General features: G+C 41.9%; 15 protein-coding genes. 13 read left to right on the top strand and 2 right to left on the bottom strand.

Going from position 1 to position 15,705, the window contains the following annotated elements; all coding sequences use genetic code 11:
• The first annotated feature begins 169 nt into the window (after positions 1 to 169).
• The 5 genes from BLS20_RS06965 to BLS20_RS06945 all read left to right on the top strand — a co-directional run bounded on the left by BLS20_RS06965 (position 170) and on the right by BLS20_RS06945 (position 6,278).
• A complete protein-coding gene (locus BLS20_RS06965) occupies positions 170 to 1,297 on the top strand; it encodes a macro domain-containing protein (RefSeq protein ID WP_090173644.1) in 1,128 nt (375 codons plus the stop codon).
• A gap of 86 nt (positions 1,298 to 1,383) precedes the next feature.
• Positions 1,384 to 2,073: a vWA domain-containing protein gene (locus BLS20_RS06960; RefSeq protein WP_090173643.1), complete on the top strand. Its 690-nt coding sequence runs from the start codon at positions 1,384 to 1,386 to the stop codon at positions 2,071 to 2,073.
• A gap of 418 nt (positions 2,074 to 2,491) precedes the next feature.
• Positions 2,492 to 3,085 (top strand): GDSL-type esterase/lipase family protein, encoded by a 594-nt coding sequence (locus tag BLS20_RS06955; RefSeq protein ID WP_090173642.1) that lies wholly within the window; start codon positions 2,492 to 2,494, stop codon positions 3,083 to 3,085.
• Between the two features lie 23 nt (positions 3,086 to 3,108).
• On the top strand, positions 3,109 to 5,055 hold the full coding sequence (locus BLS20_RS06950; protein ID WP_090173641.1) for an oxidoreductase: 1,947 nt from the start codon (positions 3,109 to 3,111) through the stop codon (positions 5,053 to 5,055).
• 371 nt (positions 5,056 to 5,426) lie between these two features.
• Complete coding sequence (locus BLS20_RS06945) at positions 5,427 to 6,278, top strand: glycerophosphodiester phosphodiesterase family protein (RefSeq protein ID WP_090173640.1); 852 nt, start codon at positions 5,427 to 5,429, stop codon at positions 6,276 to 6,278.
• A 149-nt stretch (positions 6,279 to 6,427) separates the two neighbouring features.
• On the opposite strand, the gene BLS20_RS06940 is transcribed toward BLS20_RS06945, so the two are convergent.
• Positions 6,428 to 7,501, bottom strand: a complete 1,074-nt coding sequence (locus BLS20_RS06940; protein WP_090173639.1) for a LacI family DNA-binding transcriptional regulator — start codon at positions 7,499 to 7,501, stop codon at positions 6,428 to 6,430.
• A gap of 163 nt (positions 7,502 to 7,664) precedes the next feature.
• Here BLS20_RS06940 and BLS20_RS06935 point away from each other — a divergent pair, with 163 nt between their 5' ends.
• The 7 genes from BLS20_RS06935 (at position 7,665) to BLS20_RS06905 (ending at position 14,282) form a co-directional block, all read left to right on the top strand.
• Positions 7,665 to 8,780: an Ldh family oxidoreductase gene (locus tag BLS20_RS06935; RefSeq protein WP_090173638.1), complete on the top strand. Its 1,116-nt coding sequence runs from the start codon at positions 7,665 to 7,667 to the stop codon at positions 8,778 to 8,780.
• An 18-nt stretch (positions 8,781 to 8,798) separates the two neighbouring features.
• The gene (locus BLS20_RS06930) at positions 8,799 to 9,929 is read left to right on the top strand and encodes a M20/M25/M40 family metallo-hydrolase (RefSeq protein ID WP_090173637.1); all 1,131 of its coding nucleotides are present in this window, start codon (positions 8,799 to 8,801) and stop codon (positions 9,927 to 9,929) included.
• A gap of 283 nt (positions 9,930 to 10,212) precedes the next feature.
• Positions 10,213 to 11,754 (top strand): 4Fe-4S dicluster domain-containing protein, encoded by a 1,542-nt coding sequence (locus tag BLS20_RS06925; RefSeq protein WP_090173636.1) that lies wholly within the window; start codon positions 10,213 to 10,215, stop codon positions 11,752 to 11,754.
• Positions 11,755 to 11,900: 146 nt separating this feature from the next.
• On the top strand, positions 11,901 to 12,086 hold the full coding sequence (locus tag BLS20_RS06920) for a FeoB-associated Cys-rich membrane protein (RefSeq protein ID WP_090173634.1): 186 nt from the start codon (positions 11,901 to 11,903) through the stop codon (positions 12,084 to 12,086).
• Complete coding sequence (locus tag BLS20_RS06915) at positions 12,079 to 12,741, top strand: 4'-phosphopantetheinyl transferase family protein (protein ID WP_176762326.1); 663 nt, start codon at positions 12,079 to 12,081, stop codon at positions 12,739 to 12,741. Before BLS20_RS06920 ends, BLS20_RS06915 begins: the two co-directional genes overlap by 8 nt.
• Before the next feature lie 372 nt (positions 12,742 to 13,113).
• Positions 13,114 to 13,575 (top strand): acyl-CoA thioesterase, encoded by a 462-nt coding sequence (locus BLS20_RS06910; RefSeq protein ID WP_090173666.1) that lies wholly within the window; start codon positions 13,114 to 13,116, stop codon positions 13,573 to 13,575.
• A 17-nt stretch (positions 13,576 to 13,592) separates the two neighbouring features.
• Positions 13,593 to 14,282: an EcsC family protein gene (locus BLS20_RS06905; protein WP_090173630.1), complete on the top strand. Its 690-nt coding sequence runs from the start codon at positions 13,593 to 13,595 to the stop codon at positions 14,280 to 14,282.
• A 41-nt stretch (positions 14,283 to 14,323) separates the two neighbouring features.
• Here the strand turns inward: BLS20_RS06905 and BLS20_RS06900 are convergent, their stop codons facing one another.
• The gene (locus BLS20_RS06900) at positions 14,324 to 15,295 is read right to left on the bottom strand and encodes a beta-ketoacyl-ACP synthase III (RefSeq protein WP_090173628.1); all 972 of its coding nucleotides are present in this window, start codon (positions 15,293 to 15,295) and stop codon (positions 14,324 to 14,326) included.
• Between the two features lie 248 nt (positions 15,296 to 15,543).
• On the opposite strand from BLS20_RS06900, the gene BLS20_RS13745 reads away from it, so the two are divergent.
• The gene (locus BLS20_RS13745) at positions 15,544 to 15,705 is read left to right on the top strand and encodes a hypothetical protein (RefSeq protein WP_176762325.1); all 162 of its coding nucleotides are present in this window, start codon (positions 15,544 to 15,546) and stop codon (positions 15,703 to 15,705) included.

The raw sequence follows: 15,705 nt of genomic DNA, 5'->3' as shown, positions 1-15,705 counted from the left end.
CACGGATTCGGACAGGAATTTGTCTGCTGAAGCAGACCCGAATCCGGCGCGCAAGACTCGCGAGCGAGTCTTGAATGTATAAGTTGTGATTTCTAACGAAATATGCAAAAATATATTATTATGTAATGACCTAATAAAAAACTCAAGCTCAAAATAAGAAGGTGATTCTATGCCATTTCAAATAGTACGTAATGACATTACCAAAATGCATGTTGATGCCATAGTGAATACGGCGAACCCATTGCCGGGATACGGTCCGGGGACTGATGCTGCTGTTTATAAAGCTGCAGGAGAAGAGCAGCTTCTGACGGTGCGTTATGGGATTGGTGTAATTGAGCGTGGGCATTCCGTAATCACCGATGGCTTTAAACTTCCGGCAAAATATATCATTCATACTGTTGGGACTGCCTGGCTGGGTGGCAATTCTGGCGAGGAGGACATTATCCGCAACTGTTATCGAAGTGTTTTTCGAGTTGCACAAGAGAATGCTATTGAGAGTTTGGCAATTCCGCTTTTAGCTTCCGGCAGTTATGGATTTCCCAAGGAAATCGCTCTGCGTATTGCACTATCCGAGATTGAAGCATTTATGTCGAATCACGATTTAGAACTTTATCTGGTCGTGTTTGATGAAAAGGCATTTTTGTTATCTTCCGAGCTTTACGGAGAAATCGATGAGTACATCAATAATAATTATGTAGAAGAGAAAAAGTCAAAGGAGTATCTTTTTTCCAGTCAGATTCAATATGAAGAAGCGTTATTGACAGCCCTGTCAGTTGCGGGAAGAGCCTTTTCTAACACCGATAGGAAGGATTCAGAAAAGGAAAGAAAGAGAAAAGGGACAGCAAAAGATGCTAAAGTATATGGTGATTTTGAAGAGGTAGAGGCATGCGAGATGAACGACGCTGCTTTGTCGGCGGAGAAGAGTCTTGATGATGTAGTGAAGAGACTAGATAAGACATTTATGGAGCTTGTCTTTTCGTTTGCGGATGAAAGGGAGATGACCGATGTTGAAGTGCAAAAGAAGGCGAATCTTGATAGAAAAGCTTTCTCAAAACTAAAATGCGGAACCACAAAGAATCCGAGCAAATCTACAGCTCTTGCGCTTGCTGTTGCATTGGAGCTTAGCCTTGATGATACAAAGGATCTTCTTTCTCGGGCAGGGCTTGCGTTATCGCCATGTAGTAAGCGGGATGTCATCGTGCAGTATTTTATTGAGAAACAAGCCTATGACATTTACGAGATTAACGTAGCACTCTTTGAGCACGGAGAACAACTTCTTGGCAACCAAGTGTCATAAATGTCGCCTGACAAGTGACCGATAGAACGCCCTTTTTTGATATGATTACCTCAGAAACAAATAAGCTTTTTACGGAGGTATTCACTATGAGAGAAAACTTAACGGAACTTGTATTTATCCTTGACAAAAGCGGCTCCATGAGCGGACTTGAATCCGATACCATCGGAGGATTCAACTCCATGGTTGCAAAGCAGCAAAAAGAAGAAGGCGAGGCTTTGGTCTCTACCATTCTTTTTGATAATGCGATTTACGTGATCCATGATAGGGTACCAATCGGTGATGTAAAGGAACTGACGGAAGACGATTATTATGTTCGAGGTTGTACAGCGCTTCTTGATGCAGTAGGTGGAGCCATACATCATATCGGTAACGTTCATAAGTATGCCAGGGAAGAGGATAGGCCGGCGAAGACGTTATTTGTAATCATCACCGATGGTCTTGAGAATGCCAGTAGAGGCTACTCCTTTAGGGATGTAAAGAAAATGATTGAGCATGAGAAGGAGAAGTATAACTGGGAATTCCTTTTTCTAGGTGCAAATATAGATGCAATAGAAGTTGCCGGAAGTATGGGGATTAGCAAAGACAGAGCTGCGAATTATAATCATGATGAGGAAGGAACTCAACTCAATTATCGGGTTCTTGATATGGCAGTATCCAGAGCCAGAAAGTGCAAGCATGGTGAGGATATGAATGCGGCATTTACCGGCGGCGAATGGAAAGAGGATATTGACCGTGATTATAAGAGGCGCAGTAGTAGAAATGTGAATTTGCGATAGCGATCAAATAGCGTTGAAGAGAATATCTAACAAACAGGCGGAATCGTCAGGAAATGTCGCCACTTAAAGCTTTTGCATACAGAAATCTCGGTAGACATTTGATGAATCGAAATGTCAGAAAGATTAGAAATCATTAAAAGTTCAATACTATAAAACGAACCCGCCTTGGCGTGTCAAAATTCAACTCAGTCGGAGAAATCCCCCACCTCTAAGCGTTATGACAAACTATACTCAGTCAGGGTACAAGCTCCGACTGAGTTAAACGCTCCGCGAGGATGCACACGGATTCGGACAGGAATTTGTCTGCTGAAGCAGACCCGAATCCGGCGCGCAAGACTCGCGAGCGAGTCTTGACATTAAGTAATTCTACGCAAAACTATTGGTGATTTCGGAAAAAAGAACGAGGAAAAATAAATTAATGAAAAAAATACTATTATACGGAGATTCTAATACCTATGGCTATGATCCGAGGGGGATGCTTGGGATGCGCTATCCAAAGGAAAATATCTGGCCATCAATTCTTAGACGGTGTTTGGAAGATGAATACGAAATAATAGAAGAAGGGCAAAATGGCAGGACACTTCCGCGGTTTGAACGAGGAAGTGCATATTTATTACATATGATTCATGCTCTAGAAGCTGGTGATTATTTTGTAATAATGCTTGGAACAAATGATATTTTGCTAACGTCTCATCCACAGGTTGAAGAAGCAAAAAAACGAATGGATGCGTTGCTTACCTGGGTTCAGTCCGAACTAAAAGAGGTTCATACGATTGTAATAGGCCCGGTATGGATTACAAATGCTAATCCGGAACTTGCCATATATCACGCTGCAAGCAAGGAGATGAATTGTGAGTTTCAATCCATTTGTAAGAAGCGCGGAGTTACTTTTTGGAATGCCGGAAAGTGGAATATCCCTCTGGCATATGATGGAGTACATTTTTCGGAAGAAGGACATGAAATATTTGCAAAAAAGTTTTTAAAAGAATTGGAGAAAATGAAAACCAATTAACATGAAAAGCGAAGTGAAGTATTATGAAGAGAAAATTTCCAAATCTTAGCAGCCCCATAACGATTGGACGAACCACATTTCGAAATCGTCTGTTTTCTGCGCCTATGGGGGGAACGGACATTACCAATGATGGTTGTATTGGACCAAAATCAGTAGCGTTTTACGAGTTAAGAGCAAAAGGCGGAGCAGCAGCTGTGACCGTTAGCGAATGTATGGTTCATCCACAGACCGATGGCTCGCATGCATATCATTTGGATGAGAAAATATTGAATTCCTTAGCTTGTGCAACTTACACTGCGGATGCCATATATAGGCATGGAGCTGTGCCAAGCCTAGAATTATCTCATTCCGGTATGTTTGCAGGAACTTATATGACAGACCGAGAAAAGCAGCAACAGCTCCATCAGTGGGGACCATGTGACAGTGTGCGGGCAGATGGAGTCCGGGTAAAAGCATTGACAAAAGAATTAATCACAAAGATCGTAGCATCTTATGGTCATGTGGCGGGGCTTGCTAAGAGAGCCGGCTTTGAGATGGTGATGATTCATGGCGGTCATGGATGGCTGATTAATCAGTTTTTATCACCACTATTTAATCACCGGGAGGATGAATATGGTGGTAGTCTTGAGAATCGATGTCGGTTTGCGATAGAAGTCTTACAGTCCGTAAGAGAGGCGGTAGGACCGGATTTTCCTATTGAATTTCGCATGAGCGGTAGTGAGTTTGTAGAAGATGGATACGGAATTGAAGAGGGGATTCGGATTGCACAAATGATAGAGCCATATGTTGATATCATTCATGTTTCGGCAGGAACTTATCAAAAGACATTTGGAATTACGCATCCTTCGATGTTTGAAGCACACGGGCGCAATGTGTATCTGGCAGCAGAAATAAAAAAACATGTATCTAAGCCGGTTGCAACAATTGGAGGTTTAAACGATCCTGAGCAGATGGAAGAAATTATCGCATCGGGAAAAGCCGACATTATCTATATGGGACGAGCACTCTTGGCAGATCCATTTCTACCAAGGAAAATGAAGGAAGGGCGTGAAGATGAGATCGTAAAATGTCTTCGCTGCTTTACCTGTATGGCAGAACGTGCGGCAACTTCAACAAGACGCTGCGCAGTGAATCCCTTAATCGGAAGAGAGATAGAAGGAGATGAAGTGCGGCCGGTGATGCAGCCTAAAAAAGTTCTGGTGGCAGGGGGAGGACCGGGAGGTTTATACGCGGCATATACGGCTGCCAGGCGCGGACATGAAGTTATTTTATGTGAGAAGGAAAATGAACTTGGCGGGATATTAAAAAGTGAGCAGGCACTACCCTTTAAACGGGAAATGTATGAGCTGTCACAGACGTATCGAAAGCTGGCAGAAAATGCTGGCGTTACGATTCGCATGCAGACGGAAGTAACGCCGGAATATGTAGAAAAGGAAGCACCGGATGCACTTATCATAGCGGTTGGCTCTAGTCCGGTCTGTCCACCGATAAAGGGAATAGATGCAGAGCATGTGATACAGGTTACAAAATTATATCAGCATAGAAAGTCGATTTCAGATGATGTGATTATATTAGGCGGTGGTCTGGCCGGTTGCGAGTGCGCAGTTCATTTGGGCCGGGAAGGAAAGAACGTATCGATAGTTGAGATGCGTAAGAATCTTGCGCCGGATGCAAATGTACGATATAGACCTTTACTTATGCAAGAAATAGAGCGCTATGCAAAGGTTTATAGTGGTTATACAGGAATTGAGATTACAAACGATGGAATTTGGTGTCAGAATCCGGCTGGAGAGCAGGTTCTGGTACCGGGGAAAAATGTAATCTGTGCGTTAGGACAAAAATCGAATACGGAAGTGGTAGAATCTCTACGAGATACGGCCTTGTATGTACGAGTAATCGGAGATGCCTCTAAGGTTGCAACGATTACACAGGCAGTTTATCAAGGGTATCATGCTGCGCTGGATATTTAACTCAGTCGGAGAAATCCCCCACCTCTAAGCGTTAGCGTAGGTGGGGGTTATGACAAACTATGACAGCTTGAGAACGTTTTCAAAAAAAACACTCTAGAATTCTTGTGAAAAATAAAAAACAAGAATTTAGGGTGTTTTTTTTGTAAATTGGGATATAAAAGGAAGTTATAAGAATAATCTAAATAAAGAGCATAAGAAGTGTGAAAACGGTTTCATCGCTTGTGTTTGTTTTGGACGGAAAGAAAATATAAAATCACAAATGTAAATTCAGCTGAAGGTTACAAGTAGACTAAAAGTGTGGGGCGGAGGGGAAAGAAGAAATCATAAAATGCAAAAATTAGATTTTCAAAAAAAGCAGCAGGAGAACATACATGAATTTAAAAACAATCATACGTCATTTTCGAAATAAAAGAAAAGAGAGTGAATCAAAAAGGGAATCGGATTTTTGTTTGTTATCGTCGGTTCCTGATTTTTTTAAGGCCGGTGAGGTGCTGGCCCATGCCGGCGGCGGCTATCAGGGCTATTCTTACCTGAATTGCAAGGAAGGTCTGGAAGAGGCCATTGCCAACGGATACAAGGCATTTGAAGTAGATGTAACCATTACGGATGACGGCTATGCCGTGTTATCTCACGGATGGTCCGAAAAAATGTGCGGACGTACCGGCATGGAATATAAGCCGGAAGAATTTAAAGAGATGACCAGGGATAAGTTCCTGGCGCAAACCGTGCGGGGATATACCACAATGGATTTTGAAACGCTTGTGGAGGATTACATTAAAAAATACCCGGATACCTACTGGGAATTGGATTTGCAAAAGCATGCCCCCAAGGATGCCAAGGCATTAATTGAGGCCGTACTGAAAGCTGCGGGAAGGGACGAAGCTGTTTTGGATCGCCTTTTGATTCAGGTCTTTTCTCCGGAGATGCATAAGGCCATCCATGAAGTTTATCCTTTCAAAAACTATATGTGTTTTTATAAAAAAGAAAATATGTCGGTAAAGGAGGCTATTTCTTTTTGTAAGGAAAAGAATATCGGTGCAGTTGCTTTGAATCGTAAATTTGCAACCAAGGAAATGATTGTGGATTTTCGTAAGAATCAAATTGCCGTACTGGCATTTACAACGGATAAAAAGGAAAAAGCGCAGGAACTTTTGGATTGGGGCGCAAGCATAATTTGTACCAATAAGATTTTGCCGGGGACTTTAAAGGGGCTGTCGCTTTAGATGATTAAATCATCTAAGCGAGACCCCGTGTTCAAAAAAGGCAGATCAAATGATAAGATACATAAAATGTGAAAACGTTTTCTTAAAAAAGTAATAAATAAGACTCTCTTTACAAGTAAAAGCTTGAAAAGAGAGTCTTATGTTTGGATTTATTTATAGGATTGCCATTGATTTTCAGTAGCAACATAAGTACTATTTCTTTTTACGAGTGTTCCTTCTAGCTCTATCTTGGTTACACTTGAGTGCCCTCCGGAAAGTCTGTCTGTTAGGAGCTGAATGGCAAATTTTCCCATTTCATTTTTGGGGAGTCTTACGGTTGAAAGCATGGGTTTGGTATATTGGGCTTCCTCAATATCGTCACTTGCGATAATAGAAGGGGTATAGTTAAGATTTTTGTATTGATTTAAAAAATCCAACATCCCTAAGGCTATGACATCATTCGCACAGTAAATTCCGGTAGGCCTGTTGGTGAGAGAGGCAATCTTTTTCATGGCATCAAAGCCGTCGGTTTGGCGAGCAGGCGTATTGATTACGTATTCTTCTCTTAGCGCAATCTGGGCTTGCGTCAGGGCATCGGTAAAACCTCGGTAACGTGCTTCGTTATGACAACTGCCTGCATAGGCTATTTGGGTATGTCCTAACTCTATAAGATGATTCGTTGCCAGATGAGCAATCTTGCTTCCATCACATATTACTTCATCGACTTCATGGTTAGTGGAATTTCGGTTGATTGAAACAATGGCTTTATATTTCTTCTTCCACAGTTGAAGTGCTTTGTGGTTACATTTTCCTATAATAATCAATCCATCCGAGTGCTCGGATACATCATTATATACGTTGTCGATAAGAACCTGAAGGTCGTTCCTTTCACAGGCCTCATCATCTGAAAATACCGGCATGTACCAGATGCTGCTAAGGACACTTCCGACTTTGTGTATTTCGCTTTCAATTACACGTAATAGCTCATTGAAAAAAGGATCTGTCTGAACAGAATCGGTTCTTGTCATAAGTACGTTGAGAAAGAAAGATTTTTGTTTGGGAAAAGTGATTCCCAATTTTAGATTTCTTGCAGCTCGATTTGGCGTATAATTTAAATCTATAGCGGTCTGCCAGACTCTTTCACGGGTTTCGGGAGATTGGCATTTGTATTCTGGGTTATTGAGTATTCTTGATACGGTAGCGGTGGATACTCCGGTTAGTTTTGCTATTTTTTTAATTGACATTTACTACTCAGTCCTTCCATCTGTGTTTTCAGCACCTAAAGTAACATAATTAAAACGATATAAAAAGCGAATTTAGTGAAAACGTTTTCAAACTAAATTTATATGCGGTTAATGCTTGAATTATAGTATAATAGGACTAAGACAACACAAGGAGGATGTGCATATGGAAGCTGAGAATAGAATGTATGTTGGATGGAAGTTGTTGGCTGATTTTATGACAGCGGCATTTGAAAAACTTGGGGTACCACATGATGATGCGATGCTTTGTGCAGATGTCCTATTGGAAAGTGATAGACGAGGGATAGAATCCCATGGATGTAATCGTTTCAAACCGATTTATGTCGACCGTATTAAGGCGGGCATACTGAATCCGGTAACTAAGATTGATGTGATAAAAGAGTCTCCGACAACCGTCGTTCTTGATGCAAATGACGGAATGGGAATGGTGGCATCGAAAGTTGCAATGGAAATGATTATGGAAAAGGCAAAAACCTATGGAATGGGTATGGCTGCGGTCACCAATTCTTCGCATTATGGAATTGCCGGTTATTGGCCAAGTCTTGCAATAAAAGAGGGAATGCTTGGAATTACCGGTACGAATGCAAGACCATCGATTGCTCCGACATTTGGAGTGGAGAATATGATGGGAACCAACCCGCTTACGTTTGGATTTCCGACAGATGAAGCATTTCCATTTATGTTAGATTGTGCGACTTCAATTACGCAAAATGGAAAGATTGAATATTATGCCCGCATCGGTAAGGACGTGCCGGAAGGAATGGTGATTGGGCGAGACGGAAACGCAATGACAAGCAGCAAGGAGATTTTAAGAGATATTCGAAGCGAGAAAGCAGCGCTCGCACCACTTGGTGGAATCGGAGAAGAATTGGCGGGATATAAAGGATATGGCTACGTGACAGTAGTGGAAATATTAAGTGCAGCTTTGGCTAATGGTTTGTTTTTAAAAGACTTATCAGGAAAGAATGAAGATGGTAGTATTCATCCGTATCATCTTGGACATTTCTTTATTGTCATTGATCCGGAAAAATTTGTGGGGCTAGAGGCATTCAAAAAGACAGCGGGTGAAATCTTAAGGCAGCTTCGGGCATCGGAAAAAGCACCCGGTCACGAGAGAATATTTACAGCCGGTGAAAAAGAATATGAAGCCTGGCTGGAACGAAAGGATAAAGGAGTACCGCTTACCAAGGCGGTGCAAGAGGAATTTGCCGAAATACGTAATGAACTTGGGCTTGAGGCATTTCGATTCCCGTTTGACTAAGAAAGGAAAGGAACAGTTGTGAAAGAGCGAGTAAAACATACCTTCATAAAATATACCTCAATGGACTGCGAGAGTCTTAATGAGCGAGAAATTGCAGATGCATTGATAAGCGAGTTAGAGGAGCTTGGATTTACGGTAGAGGAAGATGATGCCGGAGCGAAAATAGGAGGAAATGCCGGTAATTTATATGCATATAAGAAAGGAAATAAGGATGCACAACCAGTCTTGTTTGCCGCACATATGGATACGGTAAAGCCGGGAATCGGGAAAAGTCCGCAGCTTACAAGTGAGGGCAAGTTTTTATCAAGTGGCAATACCGTGCTTGGCGGAGATGATGTCTGCGGAATTACGGCGATACTAGAAGGCATTCGGCAGGTTATCATAGAGCAAAGAAAGCATGGAGATATTGAGGTTGTTTTTTTTGTAGCAGAAGAGCTTCACTGTAAAGGGTCTTCTGAATTCGATTTTTCCAAAATTCACGCGAAGATGGGGTATGTTTTAGATCTTGAAGGGGCACCGGGAATGGCAGCAGTGCAGGCACCAACATCTACCGGATTTTGGGTTACGGTAGAGGGAAAGGCAGCCCATGCGGGTTTTTGTCCGGAAAAAGGGATTAATGCAATTGCGATTGCAGCGGAAGCGATTACAAAGATTACACAAGGAAGAATTGATCCGGAAACGACTCGAAATATTGGAAAGATAGAAGGTGGAGTGGCAACAAATATTGTATCGGAAAGTTGTACTTGCACCGGAGAAATTCGCAGTTTGAAGTATGAAAAAGTGCAAACGGGACTTGAACAGGTGCGAAGAATATTTGAACAGACCGCTACGCAGCATAATGCTAAGATTCATATGAAGGTGCACGAGAACTATCGCGGTTATCAGCTTGGCAAAGAAGAAGCTGTAGTTAAGCGGTTTCAAAGGGCATGTTACAAGCTTCATAAGGAAGCGCAAGTTGTTACAACGTTTGGCGGAAGTGATAATAATAAACTGATGCAGCATGGCGTGAAAGGCATTGTGCTCTCTTGTGGAATGCAAAATGTTCACTCAGTAAAAGAATATGCCAATCTAGAGGATGTAGTGGATACGGCAAGGTTGGTAGCGGAACTGGTTTCAACTCAGTCGGAGTACAAGCTCCGACTGAGTTAAACGCTCCGCGAGGATGCGCACGGATTCGGACAGGAATTTGTCTGCTGAAGCAGACCCGAATCCGGCGCGCAAGACTCGCGAGCGAGTCTTGACCAGAGTAAACGACTGCATTTACGAGCTTGATTAGGTGTAGGTAATGGCACAAGAATAAGGGACAATCATGGATGGAATACCGTACCTGACAATGGAATACGGTATTCCATTTTGCATATTGTATACAACTTAAGAAGGCTTTATAATTGGAGTGATAAAAAAATAACGAAGTATACAGGAGATGGAGATCATGCGAGGATTACATACACAGATTTCGGAATTAAGAAAAAATGTATTCGTAGAAGTGGCAAGGATTGCATTTGAGGAAGAACCGGAAAATATGAAAGAAGCCATAGAGGGGTTGCCGTATAAATTATCATCTGAGGAGACACCGGTCTTTCGGGAAAGTATTTACCGGGAGCGGGCGATTTCTGCAGAAAGGGCAAGATTGGCAATGGGACTTTCCATGCGTCCACAAAATAAGCCGGTTCATACATCAAGTGGTATGGATGCAAGTACGATTGATGAAGTATATTATGAGCCGCCGCTTATGCAGGTGATACCATCTGCATGTAATGAGTGTGAAGACAATGTATATGAAGTCAGCAACTTGTGTAGAGATTGTATTGCCCATCAGTGTATGGAAGTGTGTCCGAGAGATGCCATTTCTCAGGTGGATGGTCAGGCATATATCAATCAGGAAAAATGTATAAAATGTGGAAAATGTAAAAGTGTATGTCCTTATGATGCGATTGGAAAAAGAACTCGTCCATGTGCATTGTCTTGCGGCGTGAAAGCAATCGAGACGGATGAGTATGGAAGAGCACGGATTAATCAAGACAAATGTTTATCGTGCGGTATGTGTATGGTGAATTGTCCGTTTGGGGCGATTGCGGATAAATCACAATTCTTTCAGATGATTCAAAGTCTTCGAAAAGGACAAGAAGTTGTAGCTGAAATAGCTCCGGCGTATGTTGGTCAATTTGGGGCAAAGGTGACTCCAAGCAAGATACATACGGCATTAAAAAAACTTGGTTTTTCTCATGTATATGAGGTGGCACTTGGTGCAGATATCGGAGCTTTGGCTGAGGCAAAGACTTATGCGACTAAGGTAGCAACCGGTGAATTGCCGTTTTTACTGACTTCTTGCTGTCCTTCTTGGGCGATGCTTGCTAAGACACAGTTTCCGGAAATTATTGACAGTATTTCGACCGATCTTACGCCGATGGTTGCAACGGCAAGAAGTATCAAGAAAGAACATCCAAATGCAAGAGTGGTATTTATCGGCCCGTGTGCTGCCAAGAAATTAGAAGCTATGCGCAAGAGTGTAAGAAGCGATGTGGATTTTGTAATTACGTTTGAAGAGTTAGATGCTATGTTTACTGCCAGAGGAATCAAGCCGGATGAGATAGAAGAGACTTCTTCCTTTCATGATGCAACCGCGATTGGCCGTGGATATGGCGTGGCGGGTGGTGTCGCAAGTGCTATACAAAAATGTATCGAAGAATATTATCCGGATGTGGAAACCAAGATTGAACATGCACAAGGACTTGAAGAGTGCCGTAAAATGTTGATGCTTGCGAAAGCAGGAAAGAAAAATGGTTGCCTGATTGAAGGCATGGGCTGCCCTGGTGGATGCGTAGCAGGTGCTGGAACTTTGATTCCGGTGTCAGAAGCGAAAAAGAATGTGGAAAAGATGGTTCGAGAATCGACAAAGCGGATTCCAAGAAAAGAACTAGAAGAAATAGAGCTTAATGCGCTTAACTCAGTCGGAGAAATCCCCCACCTCTAAGCGTTAGCGTAGGTGGGGGTATGACAAACTATACTCAGTCGGGGTACAAGCTACGAACTTTATCGGTTGGTGTCGTTCATATATAGTTACTTGGTACTACCTGCATTTTTGTGCTACAATGATTGCGACAGAAAAGAGGTGGGCTCATGGAAATGAAAATCATTGGAATTATTATTGTAGTGGCAATTATTGTTGTGTGTTTTTTTGTTATGAGCAAATTCGCACAGGAGAATGAGCAGTGCGAGGAAAATGGCTGCGATGGCAACTGCGCAAGCTGTGCTAAGGCCATGAATGAACGATTCGAAAATCGTAATAAGGAGGAACATGATTAGCCCGAGAAAACCATGCGTCCTGATTACCAAGACACCTACGATTTCGCCGGGAGCGATTATTGCATGGGGGAGAAACACGAAGCGACGTGTGGAGTATGCAGATCGGTATAAAAATGATGAAGATGCGGTAAATGCGTTATTTGCACAGATTGTTTTAGGAGAATGTCTTGAGCAGTTTTTGAATCATCGTGTGACAGCAGAGGAAGTGGAGATTGCCAAGACGCAGAGTGGACAACCATACCTGGAAGCTTTTCCACAGCTGCATGTGTCTATTTCGCATACAGATGGAATGATTGGAGTGGCAATTTCTGAGGAACCGATTGGAATTGATGTACAAAAGGTGCGAAAAATACGGGATTCTTTGTTAAATAGAACGCTTTCGCCCAAAGAACAGTGTATCGTTCGAGAAAGAGAATGTCCGGAAAAATCATTTTCTATGCTTTGGGCGATGAAGGAAGCAATAGTGAAAATGCATGGAACCGGATTTGTGGAATATCCGACGAATATAGATCTTGCAAATCTTGTGGAGTTAACTTCGGATGCTTTAGAGGCAAAAGAAGGTGCGCAATATGAAGGTCACGGAATCTATACGCATTGGGAAGAAGATGTGGCGGTATGTATCTATGGACCAAATGATGGATATGAGCTTTTTTGAAAGTGATAAATCAAGATGATATTGAAAGCAGGTGAAGTCTCTTGCCTAAGCGTAGGTGGGGGATTTTTCCTGCTTTATATGGCTTATGGAAACACAAAAGACTTCGCAATGCGAAGTCTTTTGCGTAATATGATATGAAAAGTTTGGTAACGAGAATGTCAAATTCAGTAAATTGCATATGCAATTTGTTTTGTTGTATAAAGTATATCATAAGTATATAGTGAATTCTAGAAGAAATTTATTTCTTAATAAAGTCTTAGGAATTTTCGGATGGTTTGCACGGAAACGGTCTTGCAGGAAAGTCCTGACTATTTATTTTTTTATATATTAGTGCTAGAATCAAGATATAAAACTAAGGTGGAGGCGATTGCTATGGGGAAAAATGAAATTAAAGAATGGGAGCCGTTAGAGCCTTTGAAGTTTCGCCCATATGAACATCATGCACAATATTATGAGACTGATCAGATGGGAATTATCCATCATTCGAATTATGTAAAATGGATGGAAGAAGCCAGAATGGATTTGCTCGATCAGATGGGCATGAGCTATGCGCAGATGGAAGAGATGGAGATTATCTGTCCGGTTCTTTCTGTTTCAGTAAATTATATCAGTATGGTTCATTTCGATGATGATGTTATGATTGTTACGAAAGTGAATCATTATAATGGAATTAAGATGGATTTTGATTACAAGATGTATGACAAAAAGACCGGAGAATTGCGAACAACAGCTTCAAGTAGTCATTGCTTTTTGAATAAATCAGGTAAGCCGATTTCCATGAAGCGTTCATATCCGGAACTGGATACCAAGTTTTTTGAGATGTGGGACGAATAAAAGAGAAGAGGTAGAGTATGGCACAAACATTAGACAGTAGTACGCTTATGAAGGCGCTTGATGGCATTTATGAGAAATGCCTGACCGGTGTTCCGATGGTGAGTAAGACTGTAGAGGAAGTTGCTTTTGAGTATAAGAAGCGTTATCAGACAGAAGAAAGGGCAGTAAATGCCTATGTTTATAACCAGATTGCAAAATGTGGCGCATCCGGTTTCGTTACGGGAATAGGAGGGCTTTTGACTTTGCCGGTTACGATTCCTGCTAATTTGGCATCTGTTCTTTATATGCAGCTTAGAATGGTTGCGGTTATTGCAAAGATTGGTGGATTTGATCCGACATCAAAGGAAGTTCAGACACTTGCTTATGTCTGTCTTACGGAAAGCGCTTTTGCAGATATGGTAAAGCAGGCAGGAATTAAGGTTGGTGAAAAAACTGTTTATAATATTTTGGGGAAAGCTTCTACCAAAGTGGTATCTTCGCTAAATGAGAAGATTGGAGCACGTTTGCTGGCTCGTTTTTCAGAAGAAGGATTTATTAATCTGACGAAGGCTGTGCCGATACTAGGCGGTCTTATCGGTGGAGCATTTGATGTGATTTCGACTCGTAAGATTGCTTTTAATGCGATGGAATTATTTATCGGAAAGAGCGGAATCAATGGTCCGGAGATGGTCGATGGACAAGCGGATGAAGTTACAACAGAAGAATAAAAATAAAATGCAGAGATGAGAAAATCATCGCTGCATTTTTTTTAGAAACGAATCAGTGCGCCGCCCCAGGTGAGTCCTGCGCCAAAGCCGGCAAGAATTACAAGATCGCCGGGGTTGATTCTTCCGCTTCGAACAGTTTCATCAAGCAGAATCGGAACAGAAGCAGCAGATGTGTTACCGCATCCTTCCATATTGAGCGGGAATTTCTCCATGGGGATGGAGAGACGTTTGGAAATTGATTGTATGATTCTAAGGTTGGCCTGATGAAGCACATAAACATCCGGATCATCTGTTGTGTATCCGGTTTGGTCGAGCAACTGACGGATGCTGGCCGGCACGGTTTTTATTGCAAATTTAAATACGGCAGGACCATCCATGGTAATATATGCGGGCTCTAAAGTAGTAGTTACATAAGGATTGTTATTGGAGCGACTCTTGCAATATAGAGCTGGTCCACGCGTGCCATCGGAGCCTTGCACAAAGGAGAGAATTCCTTCGCTTTCATTTTCGGTTGCTGTTAATACGGCGGCACCGGCACCGTCGGCAAATAAGACGCAGGTGCTTCGGTCTGTCCAATCGGTGATCTTGGATAAGGTTTCAACACCTATGATGAGTGCGTTGTGATACATGCCGCATTTGATATAGGCATTTGCCGTATTCATTGCAAATAAAAAACCGGAGCATGCTGCGTTGACATCGAAAGCAACCGCGTTTTTGGCACCAAGGATACTTTGCACACTGCAGGCTGTACTTGGAAGTAAATTGTCAGCTGAAATAGTTCCCACAATTACAAGGTCTAGTTCTTCGGCGGTTAATGCGGAAGCTTCTAGCGCCTTTTGCGCTGCTTTTGCTGCCATGGAAACCGTTGTATCATCTGTTGCAATATGACGACTTCCGATACCGGTACGTTCACGAATCCAGTCATCATTTGTCTCGACGAGTTTAGAAATATCATCATTTGACATTGAGGTTGGAGGAAGATAGCTTCCTGTGCCTATAATCTTTGTATTCATAATAATCCACCATAAAATTCTAAATAGTTTGAAAGTCAAAATATTTGACAATCAGAGTATATAAAAAGTAAAAAAAATTGTCAAGTTCCGTTGACAAATAAAATTCTATGAGATATATTAAAATCCATCTTAGAAATCGAACGCTCAATTCTTGAGTGGTAATCTTATTATTCCGCGGAATATTCTTCCGCATTTTTCCAATTTAATCCTGATCTGAAAGAAATTATTTACAGAGAAGGAGAATTTATATGTTAGAAATTTTAAAAGAGTGGGGACCGGTTATTATTGCTGCTGCAGCAATCGTTTTTTTAGTTGCTATTGTGAAATCAGATGCGGTACAAGTTGCGGTATCGAACGCATTCACTACAATCATTGATGGCATGTCGCAACAGACAGATCTGATTCACTAA

Origin of the sequence: Eubacterium oxidoreducens (assembly GCF_900104415.1) — a bacterium.
Classification (GTDB): Bacteria; Bacillota; Clostridia; order Lachnospirales; family Lachnospiraceae; genus Eubacterium_C; species Eubacterium_C oxidoreducens.
This window is presented reverse-complemented; position numbering and strand designations above follow the sequence as displayed.

Bases quoted from the DNA above. Each gene is read 5' to 3' on its own strand.
- BLS20_RS06965 (WP_090173644.1), top strand. From the start codon at position 170: ATGCCATTTCAAATAGTACGTAATGACATTACCAAAATGCATGTTGAT.
- BLS20_RS06960 (WP_090173643.1), top strand. From the start codon at position 1,384: ATGAGAGAAAACTTAACGGAACTTGTATTTATCCTTGACAAAAGCGGC.
- BLS20_RS06955 (WP_090173642.1), top strand. From the start codon at position 2,492: ATGAAAAAAATACTATTATACGGAGATTCTAATACCTATGGCTATGAT.
- BLS20_RS06950 (WP_090173641.1), top strand. From the start codon at position 3,109: ATGAAGAGAAAATTTCCAAATCTTAGCAGCCCCATAACGATTGGACGA.
- BLS20_RS06945 (WP_090173640.1), top strand. From the start codon at position 5,427: ATGAATTTAAAAACAATCATACGTCATTTTCGAAATAAAAGAAAAGAG.
- BLS20_RS06940 (WP_090173639.1), bottom strand. From the start codon at position 7,501: ATGTCAATTAAAAAAATAGCAAAACTAACCGGAGTATCCACCGCTACC.
- BLS20_RS06935 (WP_090173638.1), top strand. From the start codon at position 7,665: ATGGAAGCTGAGAATAGAATGTATGTTGGATGGAAGTTGTTGGCTGAT.
- BLS20_RS06925 (WP_090173636.1), top strand. From the start codon at position 10,213: ATGCGAGGATTACATACACAGATTTCGGAATTAAGAAAAAATGTATTC.
- BLS20_RS06920 (WP_090173634.1), top strand. From the start codon at position 11,901: ATGGAAATGAAAATCATTGGAATTATTATTGTAGTGGCAATTATTGTT.
- BLS20_RS06915 (WP_176762326.1), top strand. From the start codon at position 12,079: ATGATTAGCCCGAGAAAACCATGCGTCCTGATTACCAAGACACCTACG.
- BLS20_RS06910 (WP_090173666.1), top strand. From the start codon at position 13,114: ATGGGGAAAAATGAAATTAAAGAATGGGAGCCGTTAGAGCCTTTGAAG.
- BLS20_RS06905 (WP_090173630.1), top strand. From the start codon at position 13,593: ATGGCACAAACATTAGACAGTAGTACGCTTATGAAGGCGCTTGATGGC.
- BLS20_RS06900 (WP_090173628.1), bottom strand. From the start codon at position 15,295: ATGAATACAAAGATTATAGGCACAGGAAGCTATCTTCCTCCAACCTCA.
- BLS20_RS13745 (WP_176762325.1), top strand. From the start codon at position 15,544: ATGTTAGAAATTTTAAAAGAGTGGGGACCGGTTATTATTGCTGCTGCA.